Source organism: Pseudomonas sp. GL_139_B (assembly GCF_057834475.1).
Genome location: NZ_CM174403.1, coordinates 3,378,307 through 3,392,783, shown reverse-complemented (window position 1 = coordinate 3,392,783; position 14,477 = coordinate 3,378,307). Strand labels below are relative to the sequence as shown.

Annotated in this window: 18 protein-coding genes; 9 read left to right on the top strand and 9 right to left on the bottom strand. The window is 57.9% G+C overall.

Annotation, left to right across the window (positions count from 1 at the left end; translation table 11 throughout):
* Positions 1-137 precede the first annotated feature (137 nt).
* Positions 138-1,037 carry a polysaccharide deacetylase family protein gene (locus tag AC3ISI_RS15380; protein ID WP_489332689.1) on the top strand — a complete coding sequence of 300 codons (900 nt, stop codon included), beginning with the start codon at positions 138-140 and terminating at the stop codon, positions 1,035-1,037.
* Here the strand turns inward: AC3ISI_RS15380 and AC3ISI_RS15375 are convergent.
* Positions 1,034-1,924 (bottom strand): LysR family transcriptional regulator, encoded by an 891-nt coding sequence (locus tag AC3ISI_RS15375; protein WP_489332688.1) that lies wholly within the window; start codon positions 1,922-1,924, stop codon positions 1,034-1,036. The two genes, AC3ISI_RS15380 and AC3ISI_RS15375, sit on opposite strands and share 4 nt — an antisense overlap.
* Positions 1,925-2,051: 127 nt before the next feature.
* Between AC3ISI_RS15375 and AC3ISI_RS15370 the strand changes: the two genes are divergently transcribed.
* The 5 genes from AC3ISI_RS15370 to AC3ISI_RS15350 all read left to right on the top strand — a co-directional run bounded on the left by AC3ISI_RS15370 (position 2,052) and on the right by AC3ISI_RS15350 (position 6,447).
* The gene (locus tag AC3ISI_RS15370; RefSeq protein WP_489332687.1) at positions 2,052-3,200 is read left to right on the top strand and encodes a muconate cycloisomerase family protein; all 1,149 of its coding nucleotides are present in this window, start codon (positions 2,052-2,054) and stop codon (positions 3,198-3,200) included.
* Positions 3,201-3,209: 9 nt separating this feature from the next.
* The gene (catC, locus tag AC3ISI_RS15365) at positions 3,210-3,500 is read left to right on the top strand and encodes a muconolactone Delta-isomerase (protein ID WP_008053771.1); all 291 of its coding nucleotides are present in this window, start codon (positions 3,210-3,212) and stop codon (positions 3,498-3,500) included.
* A 55-nt stretch (positions 3,501-3,555) separates the two neighbouring features.
* Positions 3,556-4,485, top strand: a complete 930-nt coding sequence (gene catA, locus AC3ISI_RS15360; RefSeq protein ID WP_489332686.1) for a catechol 1,2-dioxygenase — start codon at positions 3,556-3,558, stop codon at positions 4,483-4,485.
* Positions 4,486-4,596: 111 nt separating this feature from the next.
* A complete protein-coding gene (locus tag AC3ISI_RS15355) occupies positions 4,597-5,550 on the top strand; it encodes an AraC family transcriptional regulator (protein ID WP_489332685.1) in 954 nt (317 codons plus the stop codon).
* A gap of 93 nt (positions 5,551-5,643) precedes the next feature.
* Positions 5,644-6,447, top strand: coding sequence for an alpha/beta fold hydrolase (locus tag AC3ISI_RS15350; protein WP_489332684.1), 804 nt, complete (start codon positions 5,644-5,646; stop codon positions 6,445-6,447).
* A 21-nt stretch (positions 6,448-6,468) separates the two neighbouring features.
* On the opposite strand, the gene AC3ISI_RS15345 is transcribed toward AC3ISI_RS15350, so the two are convergent.
* Positions 6,469-6,831, bottom strand: coding sequence for an NUDIX hydrolase (locus AC3ISI_RS15345; protein ID WP_489332683.1), 363 nt, complete (start codon positions 6,829-6,831; stop codon positions 6,469-6,471).
* Positions 6,832-7,041: 210 nt separating this feature from the next.
* On the opposite strand from AC3ISI_RS15345, the gene AC3ISI_RS15340 reads away from it, so the two are divergent.
* Positions 7,042-7,239, top strand: a complete 198-nt coding sequence (locus AC3ISI_RS15340; protein WP_489332682.1) for an SPOR domain-containing protein — start codon at positions 7,042-7,044, stop codon at positions 7,237-7,239.
* A gap of 92 nt (positions 7,240-7,331) precedes the next feature.
* Here the strand turns inward: AC3ISI_RS15340 and osmE are convergent, their stop codons facing one another.
* Positions 7,332-7,676: an osmotically-inducible lipoprotein OsmE gene (gene osmE / locus AC3ISI_RS15335; RefSeq protein WP_489332681.1), complete on the bottom strand. Its 345-nt coding sequence runs from the start codon at positions 7,674-7,676 to the stop codon at positions 7,332-7,334.
* Positions 7,677-7,689: 13 nt separating this feature from the next.
* Positions 7,690-7,929, bottom strand: a complete 240-nt coding sequence (locus AC3ISI_RS15330) for a hypothetical protein (RefSeq protein WP_489332680.1) — start codon at positions 7,927-7,929, stop codon at positions 7,690-7,692.
* Positions 7,930-8,108: 179 nt separating this feature from the next.
* On the opposite strand from AC3ISI_RS15330, the gene AC3ISI_RS15325 reads away from it, so the two are divergent.
* Both AC3ISI_RS15325 and AC3ISI_RS15320 read left to right on the top strand, forming a co-directional pair.
* Complete coding sequence (locus tag AC3ISI_RS15325) at positions 8,109-8,327, top strand: hypothetical protein (protein WP_489332679.1); 219 nt, start codon at positions 8,109-8,111, stop codon at positions 8,325-8,327.
* Between the two features lie 72 nt (positions 8,328-8,399).
* Positions 8,400-8,735, top strand: coding sequence for a hypothetical protein (locus AC3ISI_RS15320; RefSeq protein WP_489332678.1), 336 nt, complete (start codon positions 8,400-8,402; stop codon positions 8,733-8,735).
* Positions 8,736-8,761: 26 nt separating this feature from the next.
* Here AC3ISI_RS15320 and AC3ISI_RS15315 read toward each other — a convergent pair whose 3' ends face one another.
* The 5 genes from AC3ISI_RS15315 to AC3ISI_RS15295 all read right to left on the bottom strand — a co-directional run bounded on the left by AC3ISI_RS15315 (position 8,762) and on the right by AC3ISI_RS15295 (position 13,839).
* Positions 8,762-9,166, bottom strand: coding sequence for a DUF6555 family protein (locus AC3ISI_RS15315; RefSeq protein ID WP_489332677.1), 405 nt, complete (start codon positions 9,164-9,166; stop codon positions 8,762-8,764).
* Positions 9,105-9,305: a hypothetical protein gene (locus AC3ISI_RS15310; RefSeq protein WP_489332676.1), complete on the bottom strand. Its 201-nt coding sequence runs from the start codon at positions 9,303-9,305 to the stop codon at positions 9,105-9,107. The genes AC3ISI_RS15315 and AC3ISI_RS15310 overlap by 62 nt, the downstream gene beginning before the upstream one ends.
* A 120-nt stretch (positions 9,306-9,425) precedes the next feature.
* Complete coding sequence (locus tag AC3ISI_RS15305) at positions 9,426-10,754, bottom strand: TolC family outer membrane protein (RefSeq protein ID WP_489332675.1); 1,329 nt, start codon at positions 10,752-10,754, stop codon at positions 9,426-9,428.
* Position 10,755: 1 nt separating this feature from the next.
* On the bottom strand, positions 10,756-12,096 hold the full coding sequence (locus AC3ISI_RS15300) for an HlyD family type I secretion periplasmic adaptor subunit (RefSeq protein WP_489332674.1): 1,341 nt from the start codon (positions 12,094-12,096) through the stop codon (positions 10,756-10,758).
* 6 nt (positions 12,097-12,102) lie between these two features.
* Entirely contained in the window at positions 12,103-13,839 is a 1,737-nt protein-coding gene (locus AC3ISI_RS15295) for a type I secretion system permease/ATPase (protein WP_489332673.1), read from the bottom strand.
* Positions 13,840-14,477: the final 638 nt, after the last annotated feature.

Sequence of the window (14,477 nt, the reverse complement as noted above, 5' to 3'; positions counted from 1 at the left end):
GGTGGGCGGAGGAACCAAACACTGTGTACCCTGATCCAACTTCGGCCCGCAAAACTGGCGGGCCGGCGAAGGATGAACGGGCGAAGGATTTTTGCCATTTGATGAGTTGACGGTCACGGTCTGATCCAAGGCAAAACATGAAACAGCTGTTCAAACTATTCAGCACACTGGCCATCGTCGTCGGGCTGGCGGGTTGCATCTCAGCACCCATCGAGCTGACCCCGCAGACGGAACAACGTCTACAGGCGCAGGCACCGATTCGTTTTCTGCTCACCTACGACGATGGCCCCAGTGCTTCGAGCTTCTGGAACCCCACCGCAACCGTGCTCGACAGCCTGAAGGACAACCCTCTACAGCCGAACATCAAAGCAGTGTTTTTCGTGCAGACCGGGGCGCCAAGGGCTGGCGACAGTGATATCGGGCGCGAACTCATGCATCGCGAACAGGCAGAAGGGCAGGTGCTGGGATTTCACACGGCCACCCATTGGCACACCAATCACCGTTCGCTGAGCCCGGAAGAACTGGAGCAGTCGTTGCGCAAAGGCAGTGCAGACATCGCGGCTATCACCGGCGCGCCGCCGACTCTGGTTCGTCCGCCATTCTGGAACTACGACAAACGCGTCTTCGCTGCCTATCAGCGGCACGGCATGCATGTATTGCTGACCGATTTGAGCGCCAACGACGGCAAAATCTGGGGCTTCAACGCCAGCCCCCGGCGTCGGTCTCATATGCTGCGTTCGATGTCTGAAGTCCGTGAGCGCATCGCGCTGGGTGAGTTACCGACCGTGGATGGGGTAATTCCGGTGGTCGTGACCTTCCACGATCTCAATCGCTACACCGCCCGGCACACCCGGGAATACCTGCAAATTCTGATCGACAGCGCCAAGGCTACCGGCGTGCCACTGGCGCAAAAACCGTTTTATGACGATCACGATGCCGTACAGCGCGCGGCGATGGCGCGCACCGTCAAGGACAGTTCGCAGCCAGTAGAGCTGCCGGGTTTTTGGAATTGGTTCTGGGACAAAAATTCCCATTAAAACTTCGCCGGCGGCTGCAACTCCCCGATCACTTTCAAACAATGATTCAACCCCGGTGAGACATCGCCCACCCGCCGACTGAGAATGATCGGTGAGGTGGCGTTGTCTTCCAGCAACGGGGTAAAGCCAATGTCGTCGCGGTGCAGCAATTGCACCGAGGCCGGCACCAGCGTGACACCGATCCCGGCACCCACCAGGCCGATTGCCGTTTGCAGTTCGTTGGTCCATTGCGCGACGTGAATGCTCACGCCATAGGACTCGAACAGGGCGATCACATGGTCGGCATAGCTCGGGCGCGGGTTGCCGGGGTACAGCACAAAGGGTTCTTTGGACAGTTGGCGAAGGCTGACTGGCCCGGCCAGCAGTGGATGACCGGCGGGCAGGGCGGCGACCAGCCGGTCTTCGGTGAGCACCGTTTGAATGATCGCCGGGTCGTCGATGCGAATCCGCCCGAAGCCGATATCGATACGCCCGGCCTTGAGCGCCTGGACTTGTTGCAGCGTGGTCATTTCCGACAGCCCCAGTTCAAGCTCCAGAGGCTCGCCGCTACGCAGACGGCGGATCAGTTCCGGCAGCACACCGTACAGGGTGGAAGGCGCGAAGCCGATGCCCAGCCAGGTCTTTTCCCCCAGACCGATCCGCCGCGTGTTGTCGCAGACCTTGTTCAGTTGTTCGAGCAGGGCGGTGGAGTGCTCATGAAAAAACCGCCCGGCCTCCGTCAGCTTCAGCGGCCGGCCACGTTCCAGCAGCAACACGCCCAGCTCGTCCTCCAGTTGCTGGATCTGCCGGCTTAGGGGCGGTTGAGCAATGTGCAGCAGTTCCGCGGCGCGGGTGAAATTCAGGGTTTGGGCCAACACCTGAAAATACCGCAGGTGACGCAGTTCCATGGGGCCTCCGGGTGTTTGTCGTTTGCATACCTTAAAGGTATCAAGTCAGACCAATTCTATATTGGCATCGCGAAAAAAGCCGTACGAGAATCGGTTCCAGAACTTTAAGAACCTGACGGGTATCGACATGCGTGCAACAGCCATTGAATCGATCGAGACGATCATCGTCGATCTGCCGACCATCCGCCCGCACAAGCTGGCGATGCACACCATGCAGAATCAGACCCTGGTGATCATCCGTGTGCGCTGCGCCGATGGCATCGAAGGGATCGGTGAGTCCACCACCATCGGTGGCCTGGCCTATGGCAACGAAAGCCCGGACAGCATCAAGACCAACATTGACACACACTTCGCGCCCCTGCTGATCGGCCAGGACAGCGGCAACGTGAATGCCGCCATGTTGCGTCTGGAACGCAGCATTAAGGGTAATACCTTTGCCAAATCCGGGATCGAAACCGCGTTGCTCGACGCCCAGGGCAAGCGCCTGGGCCTGCCGGTCAGCGAATTGTTGGGCGGGCGTGTGCGTGATGCCTTGCCAGTGGCCTGGACCCTCGCCAGCGGCGACACCGAAAAGGACATCGCCGAAGCGGAAAAAATGCTCGACCTGCGCCGCCATCGGATCTTCAAGCTGAAAATTGGTGCAGGTGAAGTCAATCGCGACCTGGCCCACGTCATTGCGATCAAAAAAGCCCTGGGTGATCGCGCCAGCGTGCGGGTCGATGTCAATCAGGCCTGGGATGAAGCGGTTGCGTTGCGCGCTTGCCGGATCCTCGGCACCAACGGCATCGACCTGATCGAACAGCCGATCTCGCGCAACAACCGCGCCGGCATGGCGCGTCTGAATGCGATGAGCCCGGCGCCGATCATGGCCGACGAATCCATCGAATGCGTGGAAGACGCCTTCAATATTGCGCGCGAAGGCGCTGCGTCGGTGTTTGCCTTGAAAATCGCCAAAAACGGCGGTCCCCGCGCCGTGCTGCGCACTGCCGCGATTGCCGAAGCGGCTGGCATCGGCCTCTACGGCGGCACCATGTTGGAAGGCGGCATCGGCACGATGGCCTCGGCCCATGCCTTTATCACCCTGAACAAACTGGCTTGGGACACCGAACTGTTCGGCCCCTTGCTGCTGACCGAAGACATTCTCAGCGAGCCGCTGGTGTATCGCGACTTCGAACTGCATGTCCCGCAAACACCGGGCCTGGGCTTGAGCCTGGACGAAGAACGCCTGGCGTTTTTCCGTCGCGACAAAACATCCACTTCCGTTCATCAAGCCTGAGGAGAGATCATGCTATTCCACGTAAAAATGACCGTGAATCTACCGGTCGACATGAACCCCGAAGCAGCCGCCAAACTCAAGGCTGATGAAAAAGCCCTGGCCCAGCGCCTGCAAGAGCAGGGCAAGTGGCGCCACCTGTGGCGCATCGCCGGGCACTATGCCAACTACAGCGTATTCGATGTCGACAGCGTTCAAGAACTGCATGACCTGCTGATGCAACTGCCGCTGTTTCCGTACATGGCGATCGAGATCGACGCGATGTGCCGGCATCCTTCTTCGATTCGCGACGATGACCGCTGAGCCCAGCCTGCTCAGTTCGCTAGGCTAATAATTACAAGATGAGGAACCTAACAAAATGAACGTCAAGATCTCCCACACTGCCCAAGTCCAGAAGTTTCTCGAAGAGGCCAGCGGCCTGCACAACGATGCTGGCAATCCGCGGGCCAAGGCCCTGATCTACCGCATCCTGCGTGATTCGGTAAACATCATCGAAGACCTCGCCGTGACCCCGGAAGAGTTCTGGAAAGCCGTTAACTACCTTAACGTACTGGGCGCGCGTCAGGAGGCTGGGCTGATAGTCGCCGGGCTCGGTCTGGAGCATTACCTGGACCTGCTGATGGACGCTGAAGACGAACAGGCCGGCAAATCCGGCGGCACGCCACGCACCATCGAAGGCCCGTTGTACGTGGCGGGTGCGCCGCTGTCCGAAGGCGAAGCGCGACTCGATGATGGCCTCGATCCAGGTGTGACGCTGTTCATGCAAGGGCGCGTGTTCAACACCGCCGGCGAACCGTTGGCAGGTGCCGTGGTAGACGTGTGGCACGCCAACACCGGTGGCACTTACTCGTACTTCGATACTGCGCAATCGGAATTCAACCTGCGCCGCCGGATCGTCACCGATGCTGAAGGTCGCTACCGTTTCCGCAGCATCGTGCCGTCGGGTTACGGCTGCCCGCCGGACGGTCCGACCCAGCAACTGCTCGATCAACTGGGCCGTCACGGCCAGCGTCCCGCGCACGTTCACTTCTTTATCTCGGCGCCGGATCATCGCCACCTGACCACCCAGATCAACCTCGATGGCGAACAATACCTGCACGACGATTTCGCCTACGCCACCCGTGATGAGTTGATCGCCAAAATCACTTTCAGCGACGATCAACAACGCGCAGCGGCGTACGGTGTCAGCGGCCGGTTTGCCGAAATCGAATTCGATTTCACCTTGCAGTCCAGCGCGCAACCTGAAGAACAGCAGCGCCATGAACGGGTTCGTGCGCTCGAGGATTGATCACCTCTAGCACCGAACCGGGCCGCGAGATAACTGACCGTTTATCTCGTGGCCTTTTGTGTTTGGGCCAGGGCACTAGAATGGCCCGATAACAACAACGAGAGTGACCCAATGATGCACGCGCAACTGTTGAGTCAGCGCAGCAGAGTGTTCGACCATGCCGACCCTTATGCGGTATCGGGTTACGTCAATCAGCATGTCGGCAACCATTGCATCCTGATGCCCAAGGTCGGTCGCCCCCTGGCCAGCCTCGATCACCGCAAATTCGCCAGCCTGGACCTGTGCCGCATCAGCTACGGCGCCAGCGTGCGTGTGACGTCAGGCGCACTCGACAGCGTTTATCACTTGCAAGTGCTGCTGCGGGGCAATTGCCTATCGCGTGGACGGGGTCAGGAACGTTACTTTGCCCCCGGTGAATTGCTGCTGATCAACCCCGATGAACCGGTCGATCTGACCTATTCCGACGATTGCGAAAAGTTCATCCTCAAAGTCCCGACACGGCTGTTTGAGTCGGTGTGCGATGAACAGCGCTGGCACTATCCGGGGCAGGGCGTGCGGTTCCTGGAGAACCGTTACCAGCTCGATGAGCTGGAAGGTTTCGTCAGCCTGCTGGCGATGATTTGCCAGGAAGCCGAAGCCAGCGAGCAGATTCCGCGTGTGCAAGAACACTACGCGCAGATCATCGTCAGCAAGATGCTCAGCCTGATGAAAACCAATGTTATCCGCAGTAACCTGGGTTCGCCCTCGTTCGAGGTGATTGCCGATTACATCGCACGCCACCTCAAGCATGACATCGACAGTGAAGAACTGGCGCGCGAGGCGCGGATGAGCTTGCGTTCGTTGTACGGGTTGTTCGAGCGCAATGCGGGAACGTCACCGCAAAACTACATCCGGCAGAAGAAGCTGGAACGCATCAACCTGTGCCTGAGCGACCCGACGTGCAACGTGCGCAATGTCACGGAAGTGGCCATGGATTATGGCTTCCTGCACTTGGGACGATTCTCCGACAGCTACCGTAAACAGTTCGGCGAACTGCCCTCCGACACCTTCAAACGTCGGCATTGATTGGTTATCCAGGTGCACGGAGGCAAGGACTCTTAATTTGTGGAGGCACGAGGTATTCTCCAGCCCCGCCTGAAAGATCAGTTGAGAATTTCAATGTCATCAGTTGTCAGTGTTGAAACGCTTTGGATCGATACGCCGCATGGGCGGCTGTTTACTTGGCGCTGGTTCCCGGCGGGTGAGGCGTGCAGTCAGCTAAAACCGCCCATTATTCTTTTTCATGATTCCCTTGGATGTGTCGAATTGTGGCGAGATTTTCCCGAACGACTCTGTCAGGCAACGGGTCTTGAAGTCATTGCGTACGACCGGCTCGGCTTTGGGCAGTCGGATCCTCACCCCAAGAGTTTGCCGATGCATTTCATCCGCGACGAAGCCGAGTGCTTCTTTGCCTATATCAAATCTGCGTTGCAAATCGACCGCTTTGTCGCCTTGGGCCATAGCGTTGGCGGTGCGATGGCGGCGTGTTGCGCATCCTTGTATCCGCAAAGCTGCGTTGCATTGATCACCGTTTCTGCACAAGCGTTTGTTGAGGCACAGACGCTGCGCGGTATTCAGGACGCCAAGGTGCAGTTTGAAGGACCCGGGCAAATGGTGCGCCTTGAGAAATATCACGGCGATAAAGCGCAGTGGGTGCTGTCCGCCTGGACGGATACTTGGCTTTCGGAGTCGTTCAGCGGGTGGACGATTGAAGACACCATCGAAGCGATTCACTGCCCACTGCTTGCGTTACATGGGGCACAGGATGAGTACGGATCCGCGTTACATCCCATGCGCATTGCCAAACTTTCGAAGGCACTCGGGAAATATCTGATTCTGGAAGATTGTCATCATGTCCCACATCGAGAAATGCCTGACGTCGTTTTGGAGGCAGTCGGTCGGCTACTCGAATCAAGCCGCTGATGGGCGACAGCCAAGAAGCGCTTACAGGCGACGCAGAAACGCTTTGACTATCTGGCGCGTGGCGTCGCTCGTGCTCAGGTTGTCGACCGTCTCCAGTGGATGCCAGATGCAGTCGACGATTTCATTGAATGGTCGGGCCAGATAAAGGTTCGGCGCCCACGCTTCGTAGACATGGTGGCGGGTGCCGCCCGATTCCAGCTCCATGAGGTACAGCAGGCTGTCGGCGCCAAGGCCGGTTTCTTCCCGAAGTTCACGCAGCGCCGCACTCGCCGTGGTTTCACCGAGCTCGACTTTTCCCCCGGGCAAGCTCCAGCGACACCTGGGTTTACGTACGAGGAGAACATGTCGGTCCAATTCGCAAATGACCGTTGCGCGTACTTTCATTTGTTACCCAACTAACGGATGCCATGAAAAAAACATCATAAAGCAATATTTGGGCCGTGATCTCTGCTTCACGGGTTAGAGCAATGCTCCTCGCGAAAAGTGCAATTGAATGCTGGAATACTGGCGCGACGTCTGGTCGGCACCTGGGCACAGGTCGGGTGTAAGGTTATCGGGTCAATTGTCGACTTCACTGCCGAACAGGAGGTGACTATGAGCGCTCCGATGTTGAACAAAATGCACATGAATGGTTATGACGTACTCAGCGTAAACAATGGCCCCTGGCGGGTGTGCACCCAAGGTGACCGGTTGGGAGACTTCAGCAGCAGAGAGGAAGCACTGGCCTATGCCGCATCGCTTCCCGCCTATAGAGCCCGGACGGTTCGCTCTTCAAGCCAGAAATCAACATGACAGCACGTTTGTAGCCCCGGGATGCCGGGGCTTTTTCTTTGGATGCCTGCAATAAGTGTGTGTACGGCTATCGCTTCAGCACGTCTGAACGGTCAGTAGCCTCCACCCGAGTGGGAGGGCTCCCTGGCTTTTTCTTGCGCACGGCTCCACTGCGCGCAGGTCATGAAACTTTTGTGATCGACGTTACCGTTGCCATTGAAGCTGACGCTGTACGGTTGATGCTGATCTGCCTGCGTCAGCGTGTAATCGAAACACGTGCCAGGTTCCACCGTGCGGTCCGTTACCGAGACAGGTTGACCGCCGATCTGCTGCACTTGGGCCTTGCTCATCCCTGTCTCGACCCTGGCGACCAGCGGCTGGGCAGCGTAAATGTGTTCCTCAGTGCTGCAGCCACCCGCCGCCAGTACGACCACCAGCGTGAACAGAGATTTGTTCATCGCAGTGCTCCCGTTAGTGAACTTTCGTCCGACTGATCACCTTGGCTTTCACTTCTTCGGCATAGCCCGCCAGTCGTCCTTCATCGCCCTGAAACAACTCGCACAACCTGAGAATGGCTTGTGCATCCACATCATTGCCCGCCTGGCGTAGCTGCTCCGCAATGCGCAGCAGCTCTACTGCCGACCATCTCAAATCCGACGCAACGCTTTGCAGGTCGCGGCGAAGTTCGTTTTCATCTTCGTTAAGCCACATGACAACCTCCTGCAATTTCTCGCAAGGAAATAATAGTTCCATTTGGTATGACACAGCGTTTGTTCGTCTGATCCCTGAGCGATAGAAGGTGCTGCCATTGGTCGGGAAGTTGAGTGCGAGTGACACCGCCCGATGTCGTACGAACGTCAATGAGTATCGTCAGGTCGAGGCCACCCTAAATGAGCAATACCGATGATTTCAGATTGCATGCCCATGAGTTGATGGTTGATCTGGATGCCGCCACTACCGAGATGATGAAGCTGATTTCAGCTCGTCAACTGAGTGGCTCAGAGTGGGAACGGGTCACGCAATGGCAGCATGAAGCGTATGAACGGTGGATGGCCTTTCTGAACAAAAGAACCTATCCCGACCAGCCTCAAAACAATGCGTCACATTGAGTTGTGTTCAATAGATGGATGTCCGGACGGCGACGCGGTACATTTCGCGTTTTTACGGGATAAGGGTGCGTCATGCGGATGTTGATTGGGGGAGTAATGCTGGCAATGCTGGCGGGTTGTTCGTTGCCAGCGTCTGTGGTGCCGGGTGAGCCTAACGTCAGCAAATACAGCGACAAACCGCCGAAAGAACTGGCCGCATGCATTTTGCCAGCGTGGCAGAAAGAAATTCCGAAGTCGACTCAGGCCGGTATTTCCAATGGCTACCGGATCACGGCACCGAGCATCATCACGGCGGATGAGATTCTGGACATCGTCAAATACAAGGACGGCAGCCGGGTTTCGCTATATCAGGGGCCGCCGTGGGCCAAGTCCGAAGCAATGCGCAAGGCAGTCAAGGCGTGTTTGTAGTTTGATAAGGGCGCGTAGCGGTCTTGTCAACTCGGTAATTCTTCCCGGCTGACGTCGATCAAGCCGCCTGTTTGCGCATGGCTTCGAAGTACATCGTAGTTTTGTTGAGCATGCCCATAGGAAAGCCCAGGTCCGGAATGCAGGCAGGCGTAAAACCAGGCGTCCGCGTGACTCATGTGCGTGTCCGGCTGTACGAAAATGTACCGATCATCATTGAAGCGGTAGGTACTTTGGAAGTAGCGAGTGTGATCATCCGATATTGCAGGTGCTTGCGCTACGACATAAAGACGTAGCGCCAGTTCCCTTGGATGTCGAACTTCTGCTTGCATGACCAAAAGGTAAGTTTTTAAAAAAACATGCGCACGCGGGTTACCGAAGTGTGTCGTGATCAGCGTTGCGCCGACCAGTGCCTGAAGGGTTGCCAAGGTCAATCAGCCGTCTTTCCAGCAAAATGTTGTCGAGTGCCTGGCGCGCGGCGGGGTCCAGTTGGTGTTCTCTCTCCTTGAGCTCCAGCAGAATAGGGTTCGACCAGGCTCGATAAGTTTTTTCGGCGTTGCGAACGGACATCATTATCTCTCCTTGATCAGTGGTCCCACTTATCAGTGGGGACATTTGATTGCGTAGAGACCCTAGTTGAGGAATTGGATTTTCGCCAATGCATTGCACTGCAATGGTGCATTCAGCGGGCAGTCAGTTGGTGACCAGCAGTTCCGGTCCGAGGTAGTTGTTGATTTGCTCAATGTCGTCGTCGCCCAGACTGCCCACCGAAGAGGCCAGGCGCAGGTGCGACATCAAATAGCGCAACTTGGCCTCGAACAGATCGTGGCGTGCAACGAAGAGCAGCTCTTCGGCATTGAGGACGTCCACGTTGGTGCTGGTCCCTCCCTCTTTGAAGCCCTTGCGTGTCGAATTCAGTGAGCGTTCGTTGGACTCTACGGCTTTCTCCAGCGCGTGAATGCGTTTGGCGCCACTCTGTATGCCGCGAAACTCACGGGTGGTTCCGGAGATGACTTCCAGTCGCGTGGCGTCGAGTTCGTCCAGGGCCTTATCGCTATTGGCACTGGCCTGGCGTGTCAGCGCACTGACGCCGCCACCGTTGAACAGCGGGAAATTCACCTCCAGACCGATTGAGCCGTAGTGGTTGCGTTGATTCAATTCGGAGAGTGATTGGCTCTGGCCACCGGTGTAGCCCGCAATGAAATCCAGTGTTGGCCAGTGGCCGGCGCTGGCGCGCTTCACTTCTTCTTCGGCGAGGTCGCGGCTATAACGGCGCGCGAGGATCAGCGGACTATCGGTTTGGGCTTTGATCAACCAGTCCTGCAGGTTGCTCGGTAGCAGGGGCGGTGTATCAAAGTTCGAACGTAAGGTCGTCAGCGATTCAGGGGTTTCACCGATATATTCCTCAAGTTTGCTGCGCGCGTTGACCAGGTTGTCCTGCGCTTCGATCAGTTCGGCCTCGGCGAGGTCGCGGCGAGCGACTGACTCGTCGATGTCGGTGATGGTGCCGGCACCCAGCTCCATGCGCCGTTTCGCCGAGGCGAGTTGCTCCTCGAAGGCGCGCAGCTTGGACTTGGCCAGGATGATGGTTTCGCTGGCCAGGAGCACGTCGAAATAACTTTCGGCCAGACGCACCGCGGCGTCCTGGGTCTTCGCATCAAACACCGCGACGCTGTAGTCGGCACGTTGCTGACCTTGGCGGTACTCGGCCATCTTCTGTTTGTTGAACAGCGGCTGGCGCAGGCGCACGTTAGCGCCCTTGGAGGTGTAGTCGAGATCTTTGTCGACGCCGCTCTGGCGTTGAGAGCCATTGACCTTGTTGTCGTAGGCCGAGGCATTGATCTGCGGTAGCAGGCCGGCTGTACCGATGGCGCGGTTTTCCGAACCGGCTTCTTTTTCATGCACGGCGGCGCGGTAGATGGGGCCCTGGAACTGCAACAGGTCCCAGGCTTGTTTGAGGTCCATGGCACTGGCTGGTAAAGCCAGCCCTAGCAGGCAGAGAAACAAGCAATGACGTTCCATTTCATTGTTCCTTGAATGAGCTGTCTACACGGTCGAGCATTGGCTTGAGAAGATAGCTCATCATGTTGCGCTCGCCGGTCTTGATGGTGACGGTGGCAGGCATACCGGGGCGAATGTGATTGCTGCCCAGCAGGCCCATGCCAGCGGGCGTGACTTCCACCTGGGCCAGATAGAACGGTTCCTTGCTTGCCTCGTCGAGCAGGCGATCGGCGGAGATGGTCTTCACGCGGCCGGGGATGTTGGGCGTCTGGGCATGGTTGAAGGCCGGGAAGGCAATGTCCACGGCCAGGCCGGGAATCATTTTGTCGATGGCCTGCACGGGGATCATCGCGTCGACTTGCAGCGGTTCGTTGACTGGAACGATTTCCATGATCTTGAAGCCGGGTTGAATGATCCCGCCGACGGTGGCAATGCTCAGGGCCTGGACCATGCCATCGATGGGCGATCGAATCACGGTGTGGGTTACTTCATAGTCCAGCGCGCGCAAGCGGTCGGCGAGGGTGGTGTTTTCCTTGGCGGTGTCGGTCAGTTGCGATTCGACTTCCTTCAGGTAATCGTGCTGGCGCTGCAGGATGCGCAGCTTGATTTCGGTGGTCTGGCTACGCACGCGAGCAATGTTGTTGAGGTTCTCGGCCTGGCCGGCGGAGAGGTCGGCATTGCTGCGTTCCAGCTCAAGCAAGCGATTGCGCGGCACGTAGCCTTCGGCCGCCAGTACGCGGGTGCCCTGTAGTTCCTGGTTGAGAAAGTTGATCTGCGAGGCGCGGGCGCTATAAACCTGCTGCAGGCCCTTGAGCTGCACCGCCGACGCCGCCAGGTTTTCCTCCAGGATGCTGATTTCGCCAGCGAGACCGGCGCGCCGGGTGTCCAGCAGGCGCTGTTGCAAGTCCATGGCGGCCATCAGGCGATGGTCATCCCCGAAGCGCTTGAGCAACTCGGGATCGAATTTCACCACATCGCGGTTGTCACGTTCCGCCTCCAGGCGGTTTTCTACTGTCTTGCTGACGATGTACTGGGCGCTGACCGCACCTTGTTCGGCAACGGCACGCAAGGAGTCGAGGCGCACCACTTCCTGACCTTTTGCCACGACATCGCCTTCTTGAACGAGAATTGCCTCCACGGTACCTCCGCTGAGATGCTGCACGGCTTTGCTTTTGCTGGTGACTTTGACCGTGCCTGTGGCTACCACGCCGGCATCCAGCGGCGCCAGCCAGGACCACAGGAGAAAGCCGCCGAAGCCGGCGAGCACCAGCCACATGCCCCAGCGCGCGGGTGTATTGATATTCAGATCCACTTCGTTCTTGGGATCGATATGAATCATCTCGGTGTGTTGGCTCATTTGCATGATCGATCACTCCCGTGATTTGACGGAGGCCAGCGGAGTTGACGCGCCTGCAGGCATTACAGCGGCCTTTCGCAGCGCTGCGAATACTTCGTCGCGCGTGCCGAGCATCTGCACACCGCCGTCGCGCAGCATCAGCACCTGATCGACGGCGCAGAGCACGTTGGGGCGATGGGAAATCAGAATGACGGTGGCGCCACGCTCCTTGAGTTTGGCCAGCGCATCGACCAGAGCCTTTTCGCCGACGTCGTCGAGGTTGGCATTCGGCTCATCCAGCACAATCAAATTGGGTTCGCCATACAGTGCGCGAGCCAAGGCAATGCGTTGCTTCTGGCCCCCGGAAAGAGGGCTGCCATCGGTGCCCAGGCGAGTGTCATAACCCTGCGTAAAACGCAGGATCATTTCATGCACGCCAGTGGTCTTGGCGGCGCGGATGACCGCATCGCTGTCCACTTCGCCAAAGCGCGCGATGTTGTCGGCGATGCTGCCCTCAAACAGCTCCACGTCCTGGGGCAGGTAGCCGAGCCAAGGGCCAAGTTCGCCCTTGTTCCAAGTGAATATGTCCGCACCATCCAGGCGCACCTTGCCGGCCTGCGCCGGCCAGACGCCAACCAGCAGGCGTGCGAGGGTGGATTTGCCCGAGGCGGATGGGCCGATAATGCCAAGGCTTTCGCCGGGTACGAGGCTGAAACTCACGCCGCGCACTATGGTGTTGTTGGTTCCAGGGGAACCGGCGTACACATTCTCCACCGCCAACATGCCCAGCGGCCGCTGCAGCGACATGCTCGGTGGACGACGCGGGTAATCGTTCAGCATCTCGTTGAGCCGACCCCAGGCCGAACGGCAGCCAAGCAGTTGTTTCCACGACGCAATGACTTGTTCCACCGGGCCCAGCGCGCGGCCGGTGAGGATCGAGCAGGCAATCATCATCCCAGGAGTGATCTTGCCTTCGATCGCCAGCAGCGCGCCGGCGCCGAGGATCAGCGACTGCAAAGTGATACGCACGAAGCGTCCAGTACTGCTGATCAGGGCGGCGCGATCGGAGGCCAGCGTTTGCATTTCCAGAATGCGCAAATGGCTTTGGTACCAGCGCTTGCCGATCGACGGCAGCATGCCCATGGCCTCGATGACCTCGGCGTTACGCAGGTTGTTGTTGGCATAGCTGGCAGAGGAAAGGGCGGCCTGATTGGCTTCGGCCAGCGGCTTCTGCGTCGCCTTCTCGGTGAGCCAGGCCAGGCCCACCAGAATCAGCGAGCCGATCAAAGTGAGCAGTCCAAGCAGCGGGTGGATCAGATAGGCGATGAACAGGTAGATCGGCGTCCATGGCGCATCGAAGAAAGCGAACAGGCTATTGCCAGTGAGGAACTGACGAACCTGTGCGAGATCCTGCAGAGCCTGGGCCGGATTACCTCCGGCGCGGCTCAGGTTACGCTCGAATGCAGCGGTGAAGATGCGCCGATTGAGGTCCATGTCGAGGCAGTTGCCGACCCGGATCAGCATGCGGGTGCGGACCATTTCCAGCGTGGACATCAGCAAAAACAGGCCTATCACCAGAAAGGTCAACATCGTCAGGGTCGTAACGTTGCGACTGACCAAGGCTCGATCATAGACCTGCAGCATGTACACGGAGGGTGTCAACATCATGACGTTGATCACGCCGCTGAACCCCGCCAGCGCGTAAAAACTGCGGCGCAGGCGAAAGAGCGCGTCGGCAAGTTCGGAGCGGGTGCTCGACTGCTTGTGCATTTGGATCTCCCCTTCGAAATGCCGGGTCCCTTCCAGCGCAACAGCTAACGGTAGATGTCATTTTTGAGGCAACTAGTCGACTCACAGGCTGGTCGCTCTAATGGCGAGTCTTGCGAATCTCAGCGGTGCTCCCGCATGGAAAAGCGTAGGTCGTAGCGAAACACTCCGAAATAACATTTTGCTCTATGGCTGCTCTTAAAATTCTATAAGTCGCGTAAAAACAGTCGGTTACAGGTATTGATGCCGGTCGTCTGTTTTTGTGGCGTTAAATTGACATCCGTTTGGTATAGAACTTTAGTCTTAGTTATCGGGGGGACCGCCCGCCTGGAGCTTGCCATCGCTTTGGCAACGCAAGGCGACGTGATTTCCCTGAGGGAGCACAACATGTCGATCATTTCGTTCTATTGCGAAGGGAAGGGGCCATTCAGGAAGTTCGCCATTACTTCCAGTTTCCATGGCCCACCCATGGCTCGGATTCGCTCTGCTTGATCGTCCGGCGAGCACTACATTCCGCGAATTCCAGGTGCATATCCCGGGGAACGGCCTTGCCTTTCCCGCGCCTGCTCTCGCTAAAAAACAGAACCATAAAACTGCGCAAGCCAGCACCTGACTGGGCGTGGGTGGATTTTTATCGTCCC